This is a genomic window from Paenibacillus sp. FSL L8-0340, assembly GCF_038593145.1.
In the GTDB taxonomy this organism is placed as follows: Bacteria; Bacillota; Bacilli; order Paenibacillales; family Paenibacillaceae; genus Paenibacillus_AQ.
Map to the genome: position 1 here is coordinate 3,711,961 of NZ_CP151967.1, position 22,204 is coordinate 3,734,164.

General features: G+C 46.9%; 18 protein-coding genes. 16 read left to right on the forward strand and 2 right to left on the reverse strand.

Annotated elements, in window-relative coordinates; translation table 11 throughout:
• Positions 1-20 precede the first annotated feature (20 nt).
• Together NST07_RS16670 and NST07_RS16675 are read left to right on the forward strand one after the other, a co-directional pair.
• Positions 21-914: a hypothetical protein gene (locus NST07_RS16670; protein ID WP_342481908.1), complete on the forward strand. Its 894-nt coding sequence runs from the start codon at positions 21-23 to the stop codon at positions 912-914.
• A 254-nt stretch (positions 915-1,168) separates the two neighbouring features.
• Positions 1,169-2,032 carry an alpha/beta hydrolase gene (locus NST07_RS16675; RefSeq protein WP_341093183.1) on the forward strand — a complete coding sequence of 288 codons (864 nt, stop codon included), beginning with the start codon at positions 1,169-1,171 and terminating at the stop codon, positions 2,030-2,032.
• A gap of 200 nt (positions 2,033-2,232) precedes the next feature.
• Here NST07_RS16675 and NST07_RS16680 read toward each other — a convergent pair whose 3' ends face one another.
• The gene (locus NST07_RS16680) at positions 2,233-4,158 is read right to left on the reverse strand and encodes a PAS domain S-box protein (protein WP_342481909.1); all 1,926 of its coding nucleotides are present in this window, start codon (positions 4,156-4,158) and stop codon (positions 2,233-2,235) included.
• Positions 4,159-4,302: 144 nt separating this feature from the next.
• On the opposite strand from NST07_RS16680, the gene NST07_RS16685 reads away from it, so the two are divergent.
• Positions 4,303-4,863, forward strand: coding sequence for a GNAT family N-acetyltransferase (locus NST07_RS16685; RefSeq protein ID WP_341093186.1), 561 nt, complete (start codon positions 4,303-4,305; stop codon positions 4,861-4,863).
• 116 nt (positions 4,864-4,979) lie between these two features.
• Here NST07_RS16685 and NST07_RS16690 read toward each other — a convergent pair whose 3' ends face one another.
• On the reverse strand, positions 4,980-5,996 hold the full coding sequence (locus NST07_RS16690; RefSeq protein ID WP_342481910.1) for a CapA family protein: 1,017 nt from the start codon (positions 5,994-5,996) through the stop codon (positions 4,980-4,982).
• Positions 5,997-6,310: 314 nt separating this feature from the next.
• On the opposite strand from NST07_RS16690, the gene NST07_RS16695 reads away from it, so the two are divergent.
• The 13 genes from NST07_RS16695 to NST07_RS16755 all read left to right on the forward strand — a co-directional run bounded on the left by NST07_RS16695 (position 6,311) and on the right by NST07_RS16755 (position 22,191).
• Positions 6,311-7,549: an FprA family A-type flavoprotein gene (locus NST07_RS16695; protein WP_342481911.1), complete on the forward strand. Its 1,239-nt coding sequence runs from the start codon at positions 6,311-6,313 to the stop codon at positions 7,547-7,549.
• A 16-nt stretch (positions 7,550-7,565) separates the two neighbouring features.
• Positions 7,566-8,780, forward strand: a complete 1,215-nt coding sequence (locus NST07_RS16700; protein WP_342481912.1) for an FAD-dependent oxidoreductase — start codon at positions 7,566-7,568, stop codon at positions 8,778-8,780.
• A gap of 28 nt (positions 8,781-8,808) precedes the next feature.
• Entirely contained in the window at positions 8,809-8,982 is a 174-nt protein-coding gene (rd, locus tag NST07_RS16705; RefSeq protein ID WP_341380372.1) for a rubredoxin, read from the forward strand.
• A gap of 12 nt (positions 8,983-8,994) precedes the next feature.
• Complete coding sequence (locus NST07_RS16710) at positions 8,995-9,705, forward strand: Crp/Fnr family transcriptional regulator (protein WP_341093192.1); 711 nt, start codon at positions 8,995-8,997, stop codon at positions 9,703-9,705.
• Positions 9,706-9,863: 158 nt separating this feature from the next.
• Positions 9,864-11,225 carry an extracellular solute-binding protein gene (locus NST07_RS16715; RefSeq protein ID WP_341378630.1) on the forward strand — a complete coding sequence of 454 codons (1,362 nt, stop codon included), beginning with the start codon at positions 9,864-9,866 and terminating at the stop codon, positions 11,223-11,225.
• A gap of 221 nt (positions 11,226-11,446) precedes the next feature.
• Positions 11,447-12,523 (forward strand): SGNH/GDSL hydrolase family protein, encoded by a 1,077-nt coding sequence (locus NST07_RS16720; RefSeq protein ID WP_342481913.1) that lies wholly within the window; start codon positions 11,447-11,449, stop codon positions 12,521-12,523.
• 5 nt (positions 12,524-12,528) lie between these two features.
• Positions 12,529-14,085 (forward strand): extracellular solute-binding protein, encoded by a 1,557-nt coding sequence (locus tag NST07_RS16725; RefSeq protein ID WP_341093196.1) that lies wholly within the window; start codon positions 12,529-12,531, stop codon positions 14,083-14,085.
• A 39-nt stretch (positions 14,086-14,124) separates the two neighbouring features.
• Positions 14,125-17,136: an alpha/beta hydrolase fold domain-containing protein gene (locus tag NST07_RS16730; RefSeq protein ID WP_342481914.1), complete on the forward strand. Its 3,012-nt coding sequence runs from the start codon at positions 14,125-14,127 to the stop codon at positions 17,134-17,136.
• Between the two features lie 103 nt (positions 17,137-17,239).
• Positions 17,240-17,446 (forward strand): tautomerase family protein, encoded by a 207-nt coding sequence (locus tag NST07_RS16735; RefSeq protein WP_341093199.1) that lies wholly within the window; start codon positions 17,240-17,242, stop codon positions 17,444-17,446.
• Entirely contained in the window at positions 17,436-18,392 is a 957-nt protein-coding gene (locus tag NST07_RS16740; protein ID WP_341093200.1) for an ABC transporter permease subunit, read from the forward strand. The genes NST07_RS16735 and NST07_RS16740 overlap by 11 nt, the downstream gene beginning before the upstream one ends.
• Positions 18,393-18,413: 21 nt before the next feature.
• Entirely contained in the window at positions 18,414-19,298 is an 885-nt protein-coding gene (locus tag NST07_RS16745; RefSeq protein WP_341093201.1) for a carbohydrate ABC transporter permease, read from the forward strand.
• A 65-nt stretch (positions 19,299-19,363) separates the two neighbouring features.
• The gene (locus tag NST07_RS16750) at positions 19,364-20,395 is read left to right on the forward strand and encodes a response regulator (protein ID WP_341093202.1); all 1,032 of its coding nucleotides are present in this window, start codon (positions 19,364-19,366) and stop codon (positions 20,393-20,395) included.
• Positions 20,395-22,191, forward strand: coding sequence for a histidine kinase (locus NST07_RS16755; protein WP_341093203.1), 1,797 nt, complete (start codon positions 20,395-20,397; stop codon positions 22,189-22,191). The genes NST07_RS16750 and NST07_RS16755 overlap by 1 nt, the downstream gene beginning before the upstream one ends.
• The last annotated feature ends 13 nt before the right edge of the window (positions 22,192-22,204 follow it).

Here is a 22,204-nt window from a genome sequence, read left to right on the forward strand (position 1 = left end):
ATAAGAGGTGAAAAGTTGTCATGAATAAGAAACACTGTTTGTTCTGCGATGAGATTGTTCCCATTAAACCGGAAGGCGATTACGATAGATATATTAGCTGTGCCTGTTCACCCGGCGGTTTCTATAGCCTGCGGAGAGACAGCTATGAACCTATTAATTCGTTGCTGCACCCCAAGAAACGTGATATGCTTCATTTAATATCAGCTTATATCCGCGAGCTGACCGATTGCGATGAAAAGGTCACTCTAGCCGCCAACGACTTAGAGTCGATTGCAAATTCTCCGAAAATACCCGTTACCATTGAAGATAAAGGAAACCGTCTATTGCAATATTTATACAGACATTCCGAAGGGCCGGAGGAACCTGTTGTCATTCAACCACTCTCCGGCAGCTATAATTTGACCTATTCGCCCAATCTGCAAGAGCTGGTTTATATCATTGATAAGCTGATCAACGAGCAGCTGCTTATCAGGGAAGGTATGTCTTTTAAGCTTACCGGTAAAGGCTGGAGCGAAGCCGCTGCGAACACCGGAGGGAAAAAATTAAAGCCTTGCGTCGTTCTCATTTCGGATGAGGGGGATTTGCGCACGGAGTGGCTGGAAATACTGTTGCCGAAAATCGAGCAGTGCGGTTATTTGCCGCGATTGCTTACACATACAAAAACGCAGAGCCGTGAACAGTATTCCTTGGAGCTTATCGCGGGCAGTAAGCTGATGATTGCGGACTTATCCGGTCAATCCCCCGAGGTGTATTTTGCAGCGGGATATGCGCTCGGTTTAAACATTCCAGTGATCTGGACCGTAAACGGGAGCGATGCCGATAACCTTTTTGTACAAATCCAAGATATCCGTCCGATGGTTTGGGATACAGCTGAAGAGCTGGCAGTATTACTCCAGCAGAGGTTGAGTTTATAGAGTACGTAATAGGTGAAATGCTCAACCCCTTCAGTTTATACGAAGGGGTTGATGTGCATTTCCTTATGGCATAGGAAGTCTAGCAAGCGGTTTCAGGAGGTGAAGATGTAAGTGCTTGAGGATGAGATAAAAATAGATTTAATCAGTGTGTTAATTTGTGGTATAGTCTAAAATAATGTGAAAAAATACATAAAAATCTCAGATCATACTATCCAAGGTTTCCTATGAAATATTAATAATAGGGCGGTGGTTTTATGGCAACTATTTTTAAGAATGAAGCAGCTGAGAAAGAATACGAGCTTACATATCAGAGAAGTATAGATCGTTTTGACATGGAAGTGTCCTCACGCTATATTCCGACTTCATATGGGATGACGTATGTGATATGTATCGGTGATCCGAGCAAGCAACCACTTGTACTCCTGCATGGAATGACCATGAGCAGTACTATGTGGTTCCCTAATGTGAAACAACTGACGAAAGAACGCTGCATTTACGCCGTTGATGTGATAGGTGACTTCGGTAGAAGCAAGCCTACCTTACCCATAAAGAGCAGGAATGCTGCCACGCAGTGGCTTCTGGAGGTTCTGGATTCACTGATGTTTACCAAGGTGGACTTAGCCGGTCACTCGATGGGTGGTTTTCTTTCATTAAATTTTGCGCTAGCACATCCGGAACGAGTATCTAAATTAATGCTTTATGCTCCAGCAGGCACATTCCATAGGATAAGTGTTAAATTTTTCACAAAGATCTATCCTGCTTTATTATTACATACAGAGAAGTGGATCGATAATGCATTTTCATGGTTCTCTGCAACAGGTGATCCGTTGGACCCTATATTCCGGGCTCAAATTATTGCAGGTTACTGTAATGCAAAACCACTTTTGCAACTGATGCCTTCAGTATTTAAGAAAGCGGAATTCCAAAATTTTAATATCTCCACATTACTTCTCATCGGGGACAAGGAAGTGATTTATCCCGCTCAAAAGGCATTAGATAACGCTCGAATTATGATCCCGCATATGGAAGCTTATTTGATAGCTGGAGCAAGCCATTCCCTGACCATGGAGCATGCGGAGGAAGTCAATGCGCTTACTCTTCAATTTCTCAGAAAATGAGAACATATATATTGTGTCAATTTGTAAGAGGATAAACTAATGGAATCACGCTGCGCGCGCTTTTTTGTGTCGTTTATATCGATTCTGTTTTTCCATTTGAATCAGTCATATGAAAAAATCCCCTCCAAGTATAACAGTAATGTCCAGCATTTTACTGTATTCCTAAAGGGAAAATTATCACTCGAAAATAGTACCTTTTACTATCTGTTCACAAGCTGGTCAATAATCTTCAGGATGACTTCCCGCTTAATAGGCTTGCTGACATACTCGTCCATCCCGGCAGCGAGACATTTTTCCCGATCACCTTTCAAAGCATTGGCTGTGACTGCGATAATCGGGGGACAGTTCTCCTTGTGTTCTTCTCTTATCAACTTCACCGCATCGAAGCCGTTCATAATCGGCATGTGCAGATCCATTAAAATGAGATCAAACTTCTCTTTGTGTGCTGCTTCAACTGCGTCTAAGCCGTTTGAGACAGGGGTGATTCTATGACCTAATTTTTCAAGTGTTTTGGTTAACACCAGTTGGTTGATGTAATTGTCTTCAGCAAGCAAAATATTAATCTCTCGTGTAATAGGGTGCTTGTACGAGGAAGATTCTTGAGCGGGAACTGCCGCTGTTTTCTTGGGCTTGATGGTGAAGGTGAAAGACGAGCCACTCTTGCCGTCACTCTCCGCGTAAATCTCGCCGCCCATCATACCGATAATTCTGCGGCTGATAGCAAGGCCCAGACCAGTGCCTTCGTGATTGCGCGTCATAAAGCTGTCAATTTGGGCAAACGGTTCAAAAATGTCATTCAGCCGCATAGGATCAATCCCAATGCCCGTATCTGTTACCGTAAAGGCCAGCTTTGTCGGATCTTCCTTTAGCAGCTTCACTTTTACCGATATATTGCCCTTGGAGGTGAACTTTACGGCATTGCCAAGCAGGTTCAGGAGAACCTGTTTCAAACGGTCGCAGTCTCCGTAAATGTAGTCCGGAACATCGTGATTTATCGTACTGGAGAGCTCGATTTGCTTTTGATCAGCCTTCATAGAAATAACAGCGAAGCTGTCCTTGATGCATTTGCGAAGAGCGAATGTATCTTCTTGCAGTTCAGTTCGGCCTGCTTCGATTTTTGAAAGATCAAGAATATCATTGATGATATTGAGCAGGGTATCCCCGCTTTTGCGGATGATCTCCACATAGCCTCGTTGCTCTTCATTAAGGTCAGTTGTATCAAGCAGAATATCCGTCATGCCGACTACCCCGTTCATAGGGGTGCGGATTTCGTGGCTCATCATGGCAAGAAACTCACTTTTCGCTCTGTTCGTAGACTCGGCAGCCTCCTTTGCAAGCAACAATTGCCGCTGTTCAGAGATGTCCTTACAGATGAGGTAGAATCCGATATTTTGATTACTCACATAAATTGGTGCAATACTGGTAAGCACTTCAACAATCTGGCCACTTTTGGTTCTAAGCGCATTAATGTGCTGTTCAACCGAATCATCGTACAGCGCTTTTTTCAGAATCTTCTGGACATTCTCGTGGCCAATTAGACTCGAAAGCTCCATCCCGATCAGATCGGCCTCTATGGAGTAGCCTGTGATCTTTTCCGCCATACTGTTGGCGTTAATAATTCGGCCGTCTAGCCCAAATGAAATCACGGTGTCATGATTGTATTTTTTGAGTGATGTATACCGCTCAACTGACTCCTGTAGGCGCTGCTCGGATTCCTTTTGCTTGGTGATGTCAATGATTTGGCAAATGTAATACAATGCCTGGTCCGCCTCATCACTGAAAAGCTTGAGAGATAGCAGCCCCCACAAGTCGTCTCCATTTTTTGAAATAAACCGCTTTTCGAGCTGTACGTTGGTTCGGTCACCCATGAGCGTCTTGAGTTGGTGTATAGTTCTAAAATCATCATCGGTATGGGAAAGGTCTTCCAACCTCATGCCGTCAAATTCTGCAGTGGAATAGCCAAAAATCTGTTCAATGGCGGGGTTAACAGTTAAAATCACACCTTCTGGCCCAACAAGGGCGATGCCAAAGGAGGCGTGATCAAATACCTGTTGGTTGAATCGTTCCTGGTTCAGGTTTACGCGATGCATGGCGGCCTCCATAGGGTAAGGTAATGTGTGCGTCAAAAATAGACCTCCTATATGGAAGGCCCCAATCTAATGAAATGAATATAACTCCGAAATTGAATTACCCGATTGATTTTTTATTGAAACAGGAAGAAAATAGAAACACCTGTAATATAATTTCAAGCTAGGAGATGAATTAGAACAATGTACAATCAAGCCGAAAGAACGCTTACTACCGGACGGTTGATTTTAAGACCCTTTAAAGAGTCTGATGCACAACGTGTCAGTGAGCTCTGCAATAATTACAATATCTATAAAAGTACATTAACTCTACCTTATCCATACTCCAATGATTGTGCATTATCATGGATTCAAACACAAGAGGCTAATTTTAACAGTAATAAATCCTATGAGTTCGCCATTACTGATAAAAATACATATGAGCTCTATGGAGCAATAGGACTGTCAAATAACCAATCGCACAAAAATGGCGAACTAGGGTATTGGATAGGTGAGGAATACTGGGGGAAAGGATATGCGACAGAAGCAACAAAAGCTATCCTTGAGTTTGCCTTCACAGAAAAGCACTACCATAAAGTGTACGCGAGATACTTTGCTTCAAATCCAGGCTCTGGACGGGTTATGCAGAAATCGGGCATGGTGAAGGAAGGTGTTTTATTTCAGCATGTCTATAAAGAAAATAAATTTGTAGACCTTATTCATTATGGAATTATTAATTCTGGAGAATGTTATATAACGAATTAAAACAGCGGTAACCTTGGACGAGAGATACAGTCCTGGACTACCGCTGTTTAGATTATTACGATGGCTATCAGCATATCTGGAATGTTACAGACGAAACTGTTCATTATAAAACGGCTCTACCCCCGCTTTAAGATAGTCTCTGTATGTTTCAACATACCATTCAAGGCATTTCGCTTCCCCGGGTTTAAATCAGAGGCATTCCGCTTTAACGCATCGCGGATGGGGATGACCTCTGTCATTTTTCTGCCGCTTTTCACTTTACGAACTACGCAGGTCGGGATGTAATCGACGTTAGTGATATTTGTGTTTCCTTTTTGATCCTTTTTGATTTTGAGAGTTAGAATGATACTGCTTTGTGTATAAGGAATATTCATTAGCTTAGTCGAAACAAAATTACCCAGTGAATAGATAACGAATTGTTTCTTTCCCCGAACCGCTAACGGTTGAAGAACATGCGGGTGAGAACCCAGGATAATGTCCGCGCCATTTTTAAAGAAGAGGTTGACCAGCTGCTTTTGCCTCTTGTTTGGAGTGTACTTATATTCGTTTCCGAAATGCAGATAAAGCAAGACCAGGTCAGCTTTCTTTTTTAAATTTCGAATTTGCCGGATGATTTTACCGGTTTCTATCCGATTGACCAGCCATGGCTTACTCGCAGGTACAGGAATCCTGTTGGTTCCTGCCGTGTAGGAGAGAATTCCGATCGTAATCCCTTTTACATTTTTGATAAGAGTTTTCTTGGATTCTTCTAATGACTTAGACGTTCCGGTATGGTCGATTCCAGTATGGTCCAGAACCTTTAACGTGCGAATCAGACCCTGGGTACCATAATCCATGCAGTGATTGTTCGCAGTTACTAATACATCGAATCCGGCTTCCTTAAGGGCCGGGGCCAATTCGTCTGGACACTTGAATATCGGACCGCTTGAACGCAGACTTTTCCGGCTATCCCGCCCGTTTCCGGCAAAGGTGGTTTCGAGATTGCCAATCGTCAAATCAGCCTGTTTCAGATAAGGAGCAACTTTTGCGAACAGGGGGCCGAACGAATAGGTACCGTCAGCTTGTTTAGCATCTGAAATAATATGACGTTTGACCATAAGGTCTCCTACAGCATTTATTTGTATTTCCGTCATCGTTATCCACCTTTTTATTGTTTTGATTAGGATATGGCGGAAGGGGGATATGGGTTATTAATATTCACAGCAGAACAAGGGCTGTTTCGGGACATCGAAAGCTCGGAATGAGGCTTATTTTTTCTTTTTTTATACTTTTTTATATAGAATGTGACCCTACGCATAATCACTTCATTTGTATCGTCTAAATTTATGGTATACGAATTTTTTCTCAAACTTTCATAATTTGATTCAAATCCTCTTTTTTGTTTGGCGGCCATAATAGAATATGGTTATTGATAAACATTATCAACCAAACATTGGAGGTTAACGAAATGAGTACACAGTTCAAAAAAATCGCCGAGGATACTTTCTGGATAGGCAAAATCGATAACCGTCAGGTTCCCTTTCACCGTCTGGTACTATCAAAAGGAACGACCTATAACTCATACCTGTTGAAAACAGGAAAACCGACTGTCATTGATACTGTAGATATGGAATTCGGACGTGAATATGCCGAGTGTCTGGGTGAAATGATTGATCTTCTGGATATTCATTACATCGTGATTAACCATACAGAGCCTGATCACTCCGGTGGACTGGCGGCGCTTGCTGGCAAGGCTGCAAATGCCTCAATTGTTTGCACTGAGATTGCCGTACCGGAATTGCAGGAAATGTACAAGCTTCATAGCCGGAACTTCCTGGTGGTTAAAGACGGAGATAAGCTGGATATCGGAGGAAAAACACTTCTGTTTAAAGAAACACCGTACCTTCATACTGCTGAAACGATGATAACCTATTGTATCGAAGATCAAATCTTATTTCCTTGCGATATCTTCAGTACGCATGTTGCGGTGGAGAATCTGTTCAGCGATGAAGCCGGATTTGATATCACGGAAGATTTCCAGGGTTATTACGCCGCTATTATTCATCCTCACAGAAGATATGTAAGAACACTGCTGGAGGCTGTCAAGGATCTTGAAATCCGGATGATCGCTCCTTCCCACGGATTTGTGATCCGGGAGGACATCCGTAAATATATCGAAATGTACGCCACGTTGAGCCGCGAAACCACTCAAGGAAAAAAGGCAGCCATTGTGTATACCACCATCAAAAACAGTACCAAGAAGATGGCCAAAATTATACAAGACTGCTTGCAGGAAAATAATATTGCGACAGAGGTCTGGGATGCGGATAAAAGCAGCGCTGCCGATATTCTGAACAGCATTGCGTCAGCCGATGCAGTCTTTATCGGCAGCTCCACTAAATATGCGGACATGATCGGAAACCTGGAGAACATTCTGAAAGAAATGCAAAACATGAATCTGGAAGGCAAACTTGCTGCAGCCTTTGGCTCATACGGCTGGAGCGGTGAAGCCATTGAAGTCATTCAGGATTATCTGAACGGAACCAACATGACGGTGCAAAGTACTTCTGATGTGATTAAATCCACAGGGATGACACATGTGGAGTTCCCTTTAAGAATCAGATTTTCCCCTAAAGAGCCTGAGAAAGTACAAAAAATTAAAAATGCGGCTGAATTTGTATCGGATTTGCTGCTGAGTTCATTTTAGGAAGGAGGATTATAGGATGACAAAACATTACGTTATTGTCGGCGGCGGAGTAGCCGCCGTCCATGCCGCTAAAGCGATCCGTGATCAAGACGCAGAATCGGAAATCTCGATCCTCGGAGAGGAAGACCAACTGCCCTACAACCGGATTAAACTGACCAAAGGCCTGTTTACCGACCTGCACAGTGAGAAGGTGCTGATCAAGAAGGAAAAATGGTATCGCGATAATCGTATATCCATAAAGACCTCTACGCGAATCAGTTCTGTCCACCCGGACCGGCAGCTGGTGGAGACAGAAGACGGGCAAAGTGTATCGTATCATAAGCTCCTGTTGTGTATGGGAGCAAGGAACCGCGCGCTACCGATTGAGGGTGCAGGCCTGAACAACGTTCATACCCTCCGTGATATGAATGACGCGGACCGGCTGAAAGACAGCCTGCAGGATGGCAGCCGTGTAGCCGTAATCGGCGGGGGAGTACAGGGAATCGAAACCGCTTGGGCGCTGCATGAAGCAGGCTATCAGGTAACGGTGATTGAAGCATTTCACCGCCTGATGGGCAGACAGCTTGATGAGAAATCCTCACAGCTGCTTAAGGACACCCTCGAACGATCAGGTGTTAAGGTTATTCTGCAATCAGGGGTGGCGTCTATTACAGGGACAGAGTTTGTTACCGGAATTACGCTGGACGATCAGTCTCACTTCTCCTGTGACCATGTAGTTTACTCTATTGGTATCGTGCCGAATACGGCGCTGGTAAATGGCTCGAATATTCTAGTCCGGCAGGGCATTCTCGTAAATGAACAAATGCAAACAAGTGATCCGCATGTGTACGCAGCCGGAGATGTTGCTGAAATTAACGGGCATGTGGAAGGACTGTGGGGCGGAGCGATCGAGCAGGGCCGGATTGCCGGCAATAATATGGCCGCCAATCTCACTGTTTATCGTAGAGCTGTTCCAGTGACCTTGTTTAATGCCTTTGGCCTCTCACTATTTTCAATAGGCAACGTTGATGAACGGCAATGCGATATGGCGGTGCGCGGAGAAGACAATGGAGCTTATACGCTCATCTATGTGAAAGATAACACAATAACCGGGGCGATATCCTGGCAAGGCGCAGCTGCTTCCCTGGTATATAAAGCCGCTGTCGAGCAAGGCACCACGCTTACGGGAATTGATCTCAACGATAGCAATATCGTGGAAATTATGGCTGAAGTACAAACCAGATTGAACTAAACTACCAACTTTTTAGGAGATGATAATGATGAAAAAATACATCTGCCAACCCTGCGGCTATATCTATGATCCGGCAATAGGCGATCCTGATGAGGATGTGGCTGCAGGCACAGCGTTTGAAGACTTGCCTGAGGATTGGGTTTGTCCGGTATGTGGTGAGGATACAAGCCACTTTGCGCCGGTTGAGGACAAAAAGTCTTAAGGGGGGACAGTTATGAATGAGCATTCTTGCCAACACGCTGCAGAACCTTGTACCCGCAAGGTGCCTATTTTCGCTGCGTTGAGCGATGACGATCTCTCCCGGATCAGCGCCATGATCAAGCACCGTAAGTTCACTAAAGGTCAACCGTTAATTCTGGAAGGGGCGCCGTCGGATACGCTGTACATCATTCAGCGGGGGCATGTGAAATTATCCAAAACAACTCCTGAAGGCAAGGAACAAATTCTGCACATCCTGACGAACGGGGATTTTTTCGGGGAACTGAGCATATTTAACAGCGATGAGCTGAGCAACTTCAGTGCTTATGCGCTGAAAGACACCAATATTTGCATGCTGACCCGATCCGATATGGAGCAGTTAATGACTGATAATCCGGATATTTCGCTTAGGCTGCTGAAGAGTGTTACCAAACGACTAGCCCATACAGAAAATCTGGCGCAAAGCCTGGCAACCAAAGATCCGGAAATACGGATTGCTTACATGATCATGGAACTCAGCGACAAATATGGCAAGCAACGCGGCGGTCATATTCATATTGACCTTCCGCTGTCTCGTGAAGAACTGGCCAGTTATGTCGGGGTCACCCGCGAAACGATTAGCAGAAAATTCTCAAGGTTCGAAGATTCGGGTCTTATTGAGCTGATTGGAAACAAGCAGATGGTTATTATAGATCCGGCAGGTTTGGAGAGTTATATGGGGTATTAAGATATGGAGCAAGCTCCGATACTTGTCGTTCCCGGAGGTTTTCAGTATGATGAATACTGTATAACTTGTCCCTATGGGCTCGATTAATCGGAAGATGGCGAGGAACCCCAATGCAGAAAAGGAATAGCAGGAAATTTTTCCGTATTCGGTTAGAGGAAATGATTCAAACCTTGCGGCATGAAATTCGTTCCGGGAGTATTGCAATCGGCAGTTATCTCACTTCGGAGAGTGACCTGGAGGTGCGCTTCGGACTTAGCAACGCTTCCGTGCGCAACGGGCTTAAGGTGCTGGTGGACGAAGGTTTAATTGAGAAAATCCCTCGCGTTGGCAATCGGGTACTCTCTCCGGTGCCGGAGGGCAGAACGGCGATCAAGTTCGGATATGTGAACACGATCCCAAAGCTCGTAGAGATGCAAGAGCTTCTGAATGAGTTCGGCAAGCGGTATCCGCATATCGAAGTTCAGCCGCTCGAGTTGTCTTCAGGAAACTACTCATCATCGCTAAAGGAACATTTGCAATCGGAAATCATGGATGTCGTACTGATGAACAATAATAATTATCAGGATTTTGTGGAGCAAGGCTGTACGGAGCTGCTGGAACCGCTGGAGGAGCAGCCGGACACCTACCGTTTTCTTTCCGATCCGTTCCGGTATGGTGACCGTAATCGCGTTCGGCCCTTTATTTATTCTCCGGTCGTGCTTTGTTATAATAAACACCATTTTAAGGAAGCCGGCGTATCACCACCTGACAGCAGCTGGACCTGGGATGATTTGTTCGCTTACGGCCGGAAGGTAGCTGAGGGTCAGAATTGGTACGGATTTTATTTTTATTTGCCTTCCCGCAACCGGTGGCCGTTGTTCCTGTTGCAGAGCGGCACGACGTTTGAAGCAGAACAGGACGGCGAAGGCAAATTCCGGCTCAGTGGCTCAAAGCTAATCGACAGTTTAGGTACCATTCGAAAGCTGATCGGCATGAAGGATGTATTTCCAGCCGTACTGTCCGAGAGCGACGCGGATGCGGAAGCGTTATTCTTGCAAGGCAAAGTATCCATGATTATGACGACTTATTACTTCTTGAATCAATTGCGTCATTCCGATCTGGCATTCGATATTGCCCCGCTGCCCAGGCTGCAAAATGCCAATACGCTGCTGATCATAAACGGTCTGGCGGTTAACAGTAAATCGCAGAATAAGGATGCTGCCATGCTTCTCGTCGATTTTCTCACCTCGCATGAGGCGCAACTGCTCCTTCGGCGCAAGACGCTGAATATTGCAGCCAGCCGTTTGGCGATGGAATGGGAAGGGGAGGAAGCCGGTTATCGTCCGGCCCGCTTTCAGTTATACCGCGAGATCTTTCCCACCTATCGTCTGGTCACGGAGCTGGGCTTAAGCAACTGCCAGTTAAAAGACATTCAGCGCGATATCATGATGTTTGTTTCTGGCTTGCTGAATAACGATGAGTTATGCGGCAGGTTAGAGGAAACATTGAACACGATGGATCAGGAGACTCCGCTCTCTTGAGTAGTGCATTGTGATTTGAAAATTACGGCACAGGTTCAGTTCTGAACCTGTGCTTTTTGCTTTGTTGAATGATTTGTTCATCAACAATTACTAACTCATAAAAGACTCATATAAAACATAAATACATATTGACTGCGCTTACATTGTTATTATATGATTCATTAGAAGTCAGATATGAGTTAACGCTGACTCGTAATCATTAAGGTGGTGTAGCTGCAACGATGGAGAAGGACGGCGTTTATTTTCACAATGTTTCGGAGCTGGTACATAAACCCTATCAATCCGGATTGCACCTGCAGCGTTTTCCGCAGCAAGTGCGTACCGGTTTGTCAGAGAAAGGACGGACCAAGGCCATACAATCGAACGGCTGTGAATTGCGGTTTGTCACCGAATCCAAGCATGTCAGAGTGACCATCGGCTCGAATGATAGCAATGGACGCGTCGTGGTATGCAGAGGGGATTTTTTTCATTCCCAGCATTTACTGCAAGCCGGTGCGGTAACCACCCTGCATTTGGAGCAGCCGGAACGTTTCGCGGAGGTGCCGAGCGGGCGGCTGAATCAGTCTGGATTTTCCTCTAACGTGTGGCGTTTGCATTTTGACCGCTTCGGGGCTGTCTTCTACGATGTGGATGCATTTGGCTGCGAAGTGCGCGTGCCAACTCCAGATGAGGTACCGAAGCTTACAATGCTGGCATACGGATCTTCCATCAGTCAGAGCGCAGGATCCACGCATCATTTCAATGGATACTTGCAGCAGACGGCGCGCAGACTCGGCGTGGATGTGCTTAACCTTGCACTCAGCGGATCCTGTTACTGCGAGAACGTTGTTGCCGATCATCTGGCGGAACGCGAGGATTGGGATTTCCTGTTTCTGGAGCTTGGGGTCAATATGCGCGCAGTGGTGTCTCCCGGGGAATTTAAGCGCAGGGTGTCTTACATGCTGGACCGGGTTATCGAACGCCATCCCGCCAAACCTGTTTTTGTCACTACGATTTACCCGAATCGAGCAACTTATTTTCTTGATACAAGTCATCTTCTTCATGTCCAAGAGGGGATTTTTAACAAAGCGCTGCTTCATTGCTTTGAAAGCAGTAAACATCCGCAGCTGCATCTGCTGGATGGCGCAGCGATTATGTGCGATCTTACATCGCTCACGTCCGATCTGATTCATCCTTCGGATTACGGACACACGCTGATGAGCGAGCAATTAGCAAAGCTGCTGCAGCTGGTGATTGAGCCGCTCCGGACATCTAGTCATTCTAGTGCCGCTGACCAAAATTTTGTAACAGGGAGTTGATGAACATGAAGCGTTGGATGCTTACCATAGCGGGAGTTTCATTATTAGCCGCCTCTATGAACGGATGTTCCACTTCAAATAAGGGAGAAGAGGAACAAGCAGGGGAGAATCCGGGAAAGAACACTGCATTCTCCATATCGTTCCGCAGCGGAAACATTTCGTATGCAGACAATCACCCCAATATCAATGATGACAAATGGGTTAAAAAGCTGGAGGAGCTTACCCATACAGATCTTAACATCCGTTTGATGCAGCAGAAAAATTTTGACTCGCAAATGATCCAAATGTTCGCGATCAACGACATTCCGGATGTCGTTCAAGCAAGCTCCGGGCTGACGAATCCCCAGTTGGCCGGTTCCGTGGAGGCCGGAGTATTCATGCCCCTTAATGAACTGCTTGAGAAGTATGGGCAAGATCTGCTCAAGAAAGTTCCTAAGGACGCTTGGGAAAAGGAGACCGATGCGAAAGGCAACATCTACGCGATTCCCGAATGGCTGTCCAATCCGTCACGCCGGGCGACTTGGATTCGTGAGGATCTTCTGGAAAAAACGGGGCTGCCAGAGCCGAAAACAGTGGACGACTTCCTGAACGTCATGCGTGCCTTTAAGAAGCTGGGTGTGGAGAATCCATATATGGGCCGGGAGGACTTTGTATATTCGGATATGTTCTTCGGGTCTTACGATACCTTTGGCAATTTCTTTATGAAACAAGGGGATCAAATCGTACCGAAATTTATGAATATCGAGAATATGCAAAAGACGATTCAAACGTATAAGACAATGTTCGACGAAGGACTGATCAACAAGGAATTTGTCACGATTAATCCCACGAAATTCAAGAACGATATTCTCTCAGGCAAAGCGGGCATCTGGAACATGAATGCCAATCTTTTGATCCAATGGGACCAGCAGCTAAAGGAACAGATACCTACCGCGAAAATGAAACTGATCGCCTCCCCGACAGGGCCGGATGGGAAGGGTGGACTTCGCCTTGTCGGTACGGTGCCGCGAGCCTATTTAATCAACAAGAATGCGAAGGACCCTGCCGGAATCGTCAAGTTTTTCAACTGGATGGTCAGTGACGAAGCGGAAAAGTTCTTTACCTTCGGGATTGAAGGGGAAAATTATACGGTAGAGAACGGCAATATTAACTACAAAAGACCGAAAACCGCCGATGAGGTCGACGAGGAAACGTTCCGTCAAATCCTGCTGTGGTTCGTACAAGATACAACCTACAATAAAGGCGCGCTCAGCCTCACCCCTGAAGGAAAAGACTTGATGAAGCTCTACGATACGGTACTTGCGAGTGAGGGGCGTGACGGGATTCAATTCGAACCCCAGGTGCAAGGCTACCAGAAAAACCCGGATATTACTCCAGGGGGAGATAAACTGCCGCCCGTCATATTGACGCATGTGATCAATATGGTATACGGCAAGGAGCCAATTTCCGATTATCCGAAGGTGGTGGAGGAATGGCTGCAAAAAGGGGGGAGTGATGTCGTCAAGGAAGCAACTGAACGTTTTAACAACAACGACGGTGTCATTTTGTCCCGGCAACAATAAGCATTGATAATATCTATACCTTGTCAGGGAGGAATTCATTTGAGAAACGGACTGCGCAGGAAAGTATTTCGATTCAGCACAAGAGTATTGTTGTCCTTGATATTGTTATGTCCACCCCTTGAATTGCAAGCGCTTACTCAGGTACATGCAGAGACACTGGTGCCGATCTCTTCATCGGCTGAGCCTCAGCCGGTTCCGGTTCCGGAAGGCGTTGAGCTGTATGAAGATGTGCTGATTGGAAATGCTGGAACACGTCCGATTTATACTTCGATAGCCGTACCGAAGACCACGCCTCACGCACCGATGCCGGTGATGGTATACATCCATGGGGGAGGCTGGAACCACGGAGACCGGAAGCAAGCCCTTGCCAGTATCTGCAGCTATGTGACCAAGCGGGGATACATCGGAGTTTCACTGGATTACCGGTTAACCCCGGAAGCGCCGTTTCCGGCGCAAATTCAGGACGTGAAGCTGGCAATTCGTTATTTGCGCGCACATGCAGCAGAATATCATCTGGACCCTAGCCGAATCGGTGTATGGGGTACGTCCTCAGGCGGTCATCTTGCTTCGCTGCTCGGTACAACAGCGCAGATCACTTCAGGTGAGACGATCACACTGGATACAGGACATGTCGTCAACGTTCCGGATTTGAGCGGGAATGGCGGTTGGCAGCAATATTCCGATCAAGTCCAAGCCGTTGTCGATATGTACGGACCAGCAGATTTCACCACAAACTTCGCCAATAGCTACAAATCCGTGAAAGCGCTTTTAGGCGGAAATAACGCCTTCTCTGTGCCGGACCAAGCTCGGCTGGCCATGCCTGGCACTTATGCCTCACCGGACGATCCGCCTTTTTTCATCCGCCATGGTGATGCCGATGCGACGATCCCATACACGGACAGCGTTACGTTCTCCAATCAATTGAAGGATGCAGGCGTAAAAGTGGTCGATGTCAAAATCGTGCCAAAACAAGGACACGGCTTCACCGGCGAGGCGGCTGAACAGGCAAGCGCTGAGGCGTGGGCCTTTTTGAATCAATATGTGAAGAACCGTACCACAACAACACCTCCGGGTGAGGTTCTCTACCGGGACCTCACTAGTCTGACGCCGAGCGACGACGCGGTCATCGACAGCAGTAAACCCGCCGGCAACCTTAGAAGTTGCACCGGTAACATTTCTTTCATCCGGTCAACGCTGGCAGAACCCATCCTTCCTTACGCGACGGTAAACGTAACAGCCAGTGACAGCGATGGCAATATCGCAACGAATACTATTGATAATAACTTGTTTACCCGTTGGTCCGCAGCCGGTAACGGTCCTTGGATCGAATACGATTTAGGCGAATGTAAGCCGATCGGCTATTTAGGTATTGCCGTTTATAAAGGAGATACGCGCACGAGCCAATTGAATATCGAAACTTCAAGTGACGGTGCGGTATGGACTCCGGCATGGTCCGGCGCCAGCCGGTTCATGACTACAGAGATGCAGGCATTCGATCTCCCGGACACAGAAGCGAGATTTGTACGCATTGTAGGTCTTGGGAATTCCGATGGCAGTGCGTTTACAAGTTTATCGGAAGTAGATGTCTATGCGCCGTTTGCGAATGGCGATACACCTGTAGCCAGTATCCCGAATTTCACGCCGGGTCCGCCCCGGGAACCGGTCCCGTTCACAGCTCCAGGATTAACCGAAGCTGACGGAACGGTACATCCGGTTCATTCCCCGCATGTGACAACCGGCCGTGTCCTGAATGTGCTGAACTATCATGCCGATCCCGCTGATAACGATACAGACGACGGTCTTGCCATTCAAGCTGCCATAAACAGTGCCCAGCCCGGTGACGAAGTCTATTTGCCGTCCGGGGTTTATAATTTGAACTCGACACTAGATACCCTTGTCAATTTGAAGCTAAAGTCTGGTGTGAATCTTCGCGGTGAAAATCAATCCGCAACCATTCTCAAAACGGCACTCAACAAGGTGAAAAACAGTGCGCTAATGAAGGTATCCGGTCAGCACGATCTGTCCATATCTAATCTCACCTTAACCTCTACCTGGAAGGGTAACTACACAGCAGATCATAAAGTGAACAATCCGGACGCCGGCGGTCCCAACAGTATGATCACCATTGCGAATTTTGGTGAGCTTCCGTCCTACAACATCACGGTTGACGGGATTACTGTTGAGAAATACTCGCGTATGGGCGTGCGTATCGACAACAGCCGTGATATTGTTGTACGCCGCAGTACGTTCCGCAATGCGACGGATGTAGGTCCGGGTGGTGCCGGCTACGGCGTGTCGATTCAGGGCATGGCCAAACAGGATCGTAACGGATACGATAATGACACGCTTTGGAACGTAGTCGAGGATTCTCGTTTCGAAGGGCCTTATTTGCGGCATGGTGCGCTGATCCAATTTGTTGCACATAACAATGTCCTGCGAAACAATCAGTTTACGAATACAAAGCTGGATGCCATCGATCTGCATGGGGAACTCGAATATTTGAACGAGATATACGGCAATGTGATTAGCGATATTCCTTACGGCGCTGCGATCGGACTGGGAAACACCGGCGGAACAGCACCCAGCAACCACAGTAAGACAGGACCACGCAACTATATCCATGACAATACGATTCGCAATACAAGAGAAGGAATCAATGTAACGATGGGTACCCCGGATACAGTCATCGAACGTAATCTGGTTGAAAACACAGCCCACATAGAGGACGCCAAGGGCATTCGGGTACTGAACGGTCCGGGCACGATCATCAAGGAGAATGTCATTCGCAATAATACCGCGCCTAATTATTGGGCTGTCTCGCTTGAGCATGATCCCGGCGACAGCAAAGCAAATAATATCGGGGAAGGTGACCCGCAGAACGTTCAATTGATCGGGAATTTGCTGACCGGCAATACGAACGGCATACGGCTTCTTGCTGGAACCGGGATCACCCTGCAGGGAAATTTCGTTGACAGCGTAAGTCTCAATTATTTCAAAAGCGAACATGTGGTGGTAGAAGGCTGGCCTTCCAAAAACGAAACTAACCCCTAAAGAAAACACAAGTACACTCACAGAAACCCCATATTGCAAGCGCTTTATTGTAGGTAGAATAAGGATAGATTCAATCACTATTCGAGGAAATGGAGGAAAGACGATGCCACATATTGAGATCAGAATGTACGAAGGCCGAACGCGTGAGCAGAAGGAGGAGATAGTCACTGTATTCACGCGGGAGCTATCCCGGATTATTGAACGGGAGGAGCGGTTCATAACCGTCGAATTTGAGGAAATTCCCCTAGATGAGAATGCTCCGGCAAACCTGTTGAAAACAGGACCTGGAGGAAACGGTCATGAAGGCTAAGTTAACTGGGGTAGACCTTATTAACTACAAGGCCGATACGAAAAAGTCCCTGCTCTTAAACATGTGGAAATTCAGAGCGCTGTACGTGATCGCAATTCCCGGGATTTTGTACTTTATCATTTTCAAGTATGTGCCGTTAGCCGGTTCAGTTATTGCGTTTCAGAACTACAACATTTTTAAAGGCTTCACAGGCAGTGAGTGGGTGGGGCTTGAGCACTTTAGAACCATGTTTCAATACCAGGATTTCGGACGGATCTTAAGCAATACGATTCTGCTGGGCTTGTATGATCTTCTATTCGCCTTCCCTGCTCCGATATTGCTTGCGCTCCTGCTGAATGAAATCCGTCTTGTGTTTTACAAACGCTTTTTGCAAACAGTGGTTTATATGCCCCATTTTCTGTCCTGGGTAATTGTCAGTGGAATCGCTTTGGGCATTCTCTCCCCGGGAACAGGGATCGTGAACCAGGTTTTACAGGCTTTCGGGTTTGAACCGATTTATTTTCTTGGTGAAAATTCATACATTCGCACGATTCTGATCAGTTCCGGCATTTGGCGGGATTCCGGGTACGGTACGATCATTTACCTGGCCGCATTAGCAGGAATCAACCCGGATCTGTATGAGGCTGCAGAAGTAGACGGAGCCGGGCGCTGGAAACAAACCATGGCGATTACACTCCCGTCTCTTATACCGACAATTATGATTTTGTTCCTTCTCCATATCGGGAGATTTCTTGATCTTGGCTTCGAGCGGGTCTGGGTATTCCTGAACGCGCTTAATACCGGGAACGGGGAGATTCTGGACACTTATATCTATAAGGCGGGGCTGCTGTCTCAGCAATACAGCTATACAACAGCAGTGGGGCTATTCAAGTCGGTAGTGGGACTCATTCTGGTGCTCATCGGCAACATTTTGAGCAAGAAAACAACCGGTGAATCGCTGTATTAATCGCTCTTTATGGAGGTAGGGATGATGAGAGTACGCTACACTCGCGGCCAGAATCTATTTAATGTGTTTAATCTTTTGTTTCTGACCGCCCTTGCTTTGGCTATGTTTCTGCCGTTTCTGAATGTGATTGCCCAGTCCTTCAGCAGCTCCGAAGCAATTATTAATGGCAGGGTAGGCTTGCTGCCCAAAGATTTTACGGCGATCAATTATCAGTACGTCTTCAGCGATCACTCCATTTGGCGGGCGTTCGGTGTCTCCGTCTATATTACAGTGCTGGGCACCGCCATCAATCTGATTGCGACAGCGTCTCTCGCTTATCCGGTGTCGCGTCCGGAATTCGTAGGGCGAAAATACATCGTCATGATGGTATTGTTCACCATGGTATTCAGCGCCCCCCTAATTCCGAACTTTATTCTGATCAAGAATTTGGGGCTTATGAACTCCCTATGGGCACTCATGATTCCCGGCGCCATCAGCGCATTTAACTTCTTCGTGATGAGAAGCTTCTTCATGCAGCTGCCGCAGGAACTGATTGACTCCTCCCGGATCGACGGGTGCGGCGAGCTGCGGATCATCGTCAGTATGGTACTGCCGCTGTCCAAACCGGTCATGGCCTCATTGGGGATTTTCTACGCCGTCGGACATTGGAACACTTACATGAGCGCGCTCTATTACATCAACAAGCCGTCCTTATGGCCTCTGCAGGTGATGCTGAAGAAGCTCTTCGAGACGGACGATATCAGCATTGATCCGGCTTCCTCGGTCTATAGCTCTCTGGCACACACATCGCCTGAGGGTATCAAAATGGCCGTTATTATTGTCGCAACTATTCCGATTATCATGATTTATCCGTTTCTTCAACGCCATTTCGTTAAAGGAATGATGGTCGGCTCCGTGAAATCCTGATCTATTATAATATGATAGAATAGGAAACGCATGTAGCGAGACGAATCGGAAGGTGGTATCCATGGATGAGATGTGTATTGATCGTAGACGACGAGCCCATGATTCGAAAGGGACTTTCTATCATGATCTCTCAATGCGGCGGGCATCCGTATAACATCAAGCTGGCCCAGAATGGAGAAGAGGCAATTCAGCTCATTATGGAGGAAGCGCCGGATTTTCTGTTTACAGATATCCGTATGCCTAAGGTAGACGGACTGGAGCTGTGCCGGCGATTGTCGGAGATGGAGACGGATATTCAGACCGTTGTCATCTCGGGCTATGGAGATTTTGAATACGCCCGCCAATGCGTGTCTTATGGAGTGAAAGAATATCTCCTGAAGCCCGTAAGCAAAGGGAGCCTTCAAAATGTGATCGCCAAGTTAGAGGCGAATAGAGTGAAGCTGGAGAGCTTTGTCTCTGTCGCCAAGCTTGATGAATGGGTCGTGCGTATGGATGATGCCATCTGGACCTTGGATAAAGAGAAGCTTCACCTTGTATTAAAGGAATGGGAAACGGACTTCCTCCAGCGGAAGATGAGCCGAAGCCAGCAAAAAGAACTTCTGGAAGAGGGCTACACCTTGCTCGTGAAGAGGCTCCATATCAATTCGGTCACACCCCGTAATAGTGTGCTGGACTTGTCTGCAGCATCCGGACCAGATCAGTTATTCCACTGCTTCGCAGAAGCGTCGGCAGCTATACTGGAAGATCTTCGGATCAAGCGCAAGGGCAAGGCAAAGGACCCGATAGAGGAAGCTAAAGCTTTCATAGAAAAACATCTCGCCCAGGAAGTATCGCTGGAGGAGGTGGCGGAGGTGCTCGGTCTGAATGCCTCTTACTTCAGCCAGTTGTTTAAGCACTCGACAGGAGAGACCTTTGTACACTACCGCATTAAACGCAGAATGGAGAAGGCCAAAAGGCTGCTTGCCGATGCAAGCTATCGGATAACCGATATTTCCTATGAGGTCGGGTATGCAGACCACCCTCATTTTACGAAGACGTTCAAGAAGTTCACGGGGCAGGCTCCGTCCGAGTATCGCAACCGGCTGGGAATTGATTGATGAGAAAGAGCCTGTCGAACAAGCTGTTTGCCTCATTTCTGACCGTCATTGTTCTATCCTTGGCCATGGTAGGATTTATCTCTTATTTTCAGGCTTCGGCTGAGCTTGATAAATCTTCGGAGAAGTCCATTGCCCAAGTGATCAGGAGCGCGTCCTATCAAACGGACCTGTATTTGCAAAATTATGAAAAGGCCAGCGATTCCATCCTGTCCTACAATCAGGTCAAACAATTCCTGGATATGGACCCGGAGGACAGCTACTCTTACTATCAATATACAAATGATATACAGAAGGATTTATTTCGATCTTTATTCATTCTTTATCCTCAAATTAACCTGATGTACGTTATTGGTGAACACGGCAAGGCCATTAGCGACGATAACTCCTATCAGGCGTATAGCCTGAAGTTCAATCCGCTGGAACGCTACCGGTTCTTAAGCAAGCATACGCCGGAGAGCGGCCGCATCACCATTCTCAACACGAATGTGATGAATGAAGGGGATCAGAACATTATAACGATGGTCCGCCGGATCAGAGGGGTTTCGTCCTATCACCCCAAGGGCATAGTGGCTATCGAATTCAAGGCAGAAGACCTGGCCCGTATATGGGAACCTCTTGATTTGGGACAAGGCGGGTCCTTCTTTATCATGGACGAATTCGGCAAACTCCTATATCAGCCCGAAGGAAATGAGAACCATCCAGGGTTATCTGCCGGTCACATCCGAAATGTATTTCAGCACCCCAATGACTCTGTTGTGGAAAAGGTAGACGGGAAAGAGTATTTGTTCGTGTCGAGAAAATCCGATTATTCCAAATGGCAGCTTGTGGTATCCATACCGGTTGGCGAGCTGCGCAAGCCCATCTCTACCATTCGTACGACCACGCTGGTTGTAGGAGTTCTCACCCTTATCGGTACTTTGTTGCTTGCCACCTGGTTCGGACGATCCATCACGAAGCCGATCCTTATTCTCAAGGAAGGCATGAGGCAGACGGAAAAAGGCAACTGGCGCAGGCTTGAGATGAATGGCCGTCAGGATGAGCTGGGGGGGTTGATGCATAGCTACAATCTTATGGTGTCCCGGCTGTCCGAAATGATCGAGCGGGTATATGAAGCGGAGCTTACAACCCAGAAGGAGGCCCTGGAGCGTCATCAGGCTGAATTTCAGGCACTTCAGCTGCAGATTAACCCGCACTATCTGTATAACACGTTAGAAACTATTAAATGCTACGCCGTTGTTCAGGATTCGGACGAAATTACAGAAATAGTGGAGGCCATGGCGTTCATGCTTCGTTACTCCATCCAGACCAATCTGGAGGAGATTACGATTGCCAATGAGCTTAATCATGTACTAAGCTACATGACGATTCTCAAGCACCGGAACGGCAGGGAGTTCGAAATTGATGTTGTGATTCCGCCGACGCTGCTACTGGCCAAGATGGTCAGGCTGACGCTTCAGCCTTTGATTGAAAATATTTTTCAGCACGCGTTTCCTGATGGGATTGAAGACAGGCATTATATTCGTATCGACGCCAGAATAGAAAGGGACCGGTTTCTCGTTCTCGTAGAGGATAACGGAGCAGGGATGTCCCGGGAACGGCTAGATAAACTCCGCGAGAAGCTGAACCTGAACCAGCTGGCGGATACAGAAGGTGACTCTCTCTATCATCGAGGTGGGATCGGGCTGATGAACGTCCACCGGAGAATCCAAATGGTATTCGGAGAACAGTACGGGTTAAGCGTCGAAAGTGAGGAGAATGAAGGAACACGGATGATCTTATCCATGCCTGCGGAGTGAAAATACGGATGAT

Bases quoted from the DNA above. Each gene is read 5' to 3' on its own strand.
- NST07_RS16670 (WP_342481908.1), top strand. From the start codon at position 21: ATGAATAAGAAACACTGTTTGTTCTGCGATGAGATTGTTCCCATTAAA.
- NST07_RS16675 (WP_341093183.1), top strand. From the start codon at position 1,169: ATGGCAACTATTTTTAAGAATGAAGCAGCTGAGAAAGAATACGAGCTT.
- NST07_RS16685 (WP_341093186.1), top strand. From the start codon at position 4,303: ATGTACAATCAAGCCGAAAGAACGCTTACTACCGGACGGTTGATTTTA.
- NST07_RS16690 (WP_342481910.1), bottom strand. From the start codon at position 5,996: ATGACGGAAATACAAATAAATGCTGTAGGAGACCTTATGGTCAAACGT.
- NST07_RS16695 (WP_342481911.1), top strand. From the start codon at position 6,311: ATGAGTACACAGTTCAAAAAAATCGCCGAGGATACTTTCTGGATAGGC.
- NST07_RS16700 (WP_342481912.1), top strand. From the start codon at position 7,566: ATGACAAAACATTACGTTATTGTCGGCGGCGGAGTAGCCGCCGTCCAT.
- rd (WP_341380372.1), top strand. From the start codon at position 8,809: ATGAAAAAATACATCTGCCAACCCTGCGGCTATATCTATGATCCGGCA.
- NST07_RS16710 (WP_341093192.1), top strand. From the start codon at position 8,995: ATGAATGAGCATTCTTGCCAACACGCTGCAGAACCTTGTACCCGCAAG.
- NST07_RS16715 (WP_341378630.1), top strand. From the start codon at position 9,864: ATGATTCAAACCTTGCGGCATGAAATTCGTTCCGGGAGTATTGCAATC.
- NST07_RS16720 (WP_342481913.1), top strand. From the start codon at position 11,447: ATGGAGAAGGACGGCGTTTATTTTCACAATGTTTCGGAGCTGGTACAT.
- NST07_RS16725 (WP_341093196.1), top strand. From the start codon at position 12,529: ATGAAGCGTTGGATGCTTACCATAGCGGGAGTTTCATTATTAGCCGCC.
- NST07_RS16735 (WP_341093199.1), top strand. From the start codon at position 17,240: ATGCCACATATTGAGATCAGAATGTACGAAGGCCGAACGCGTGAGCAG.
- NST07_RS16740 (WP_341093200.1), top strand. From the start codon at position 17,436: ATGAAGGCTAAGTTAACTGGGGTAGACCTTATTAACTACAAGGCCGAT.
- NST07_RS16745 (WP_341093201.1), top strand. From the start codon at position 18,414: ATGATGAGAGTACGCTACACTCGCGGCCAGAATCTATTTAATGTGTTT.
- NST07_RS16750 (WP_341093202.1), top strand. From the start codon at position 19,364: ATGAGATGTGTATTGATCGTAGACGACGAGCCCATGATTCGAAAGGGA.
- NST07_RS16755 (WP_341093203.1), top strand. From the start codon at position 20,395: ATGAGAAAGAGCCTGTCGAACAAGCTGTTTGCCTCATTTCTGACCGTC.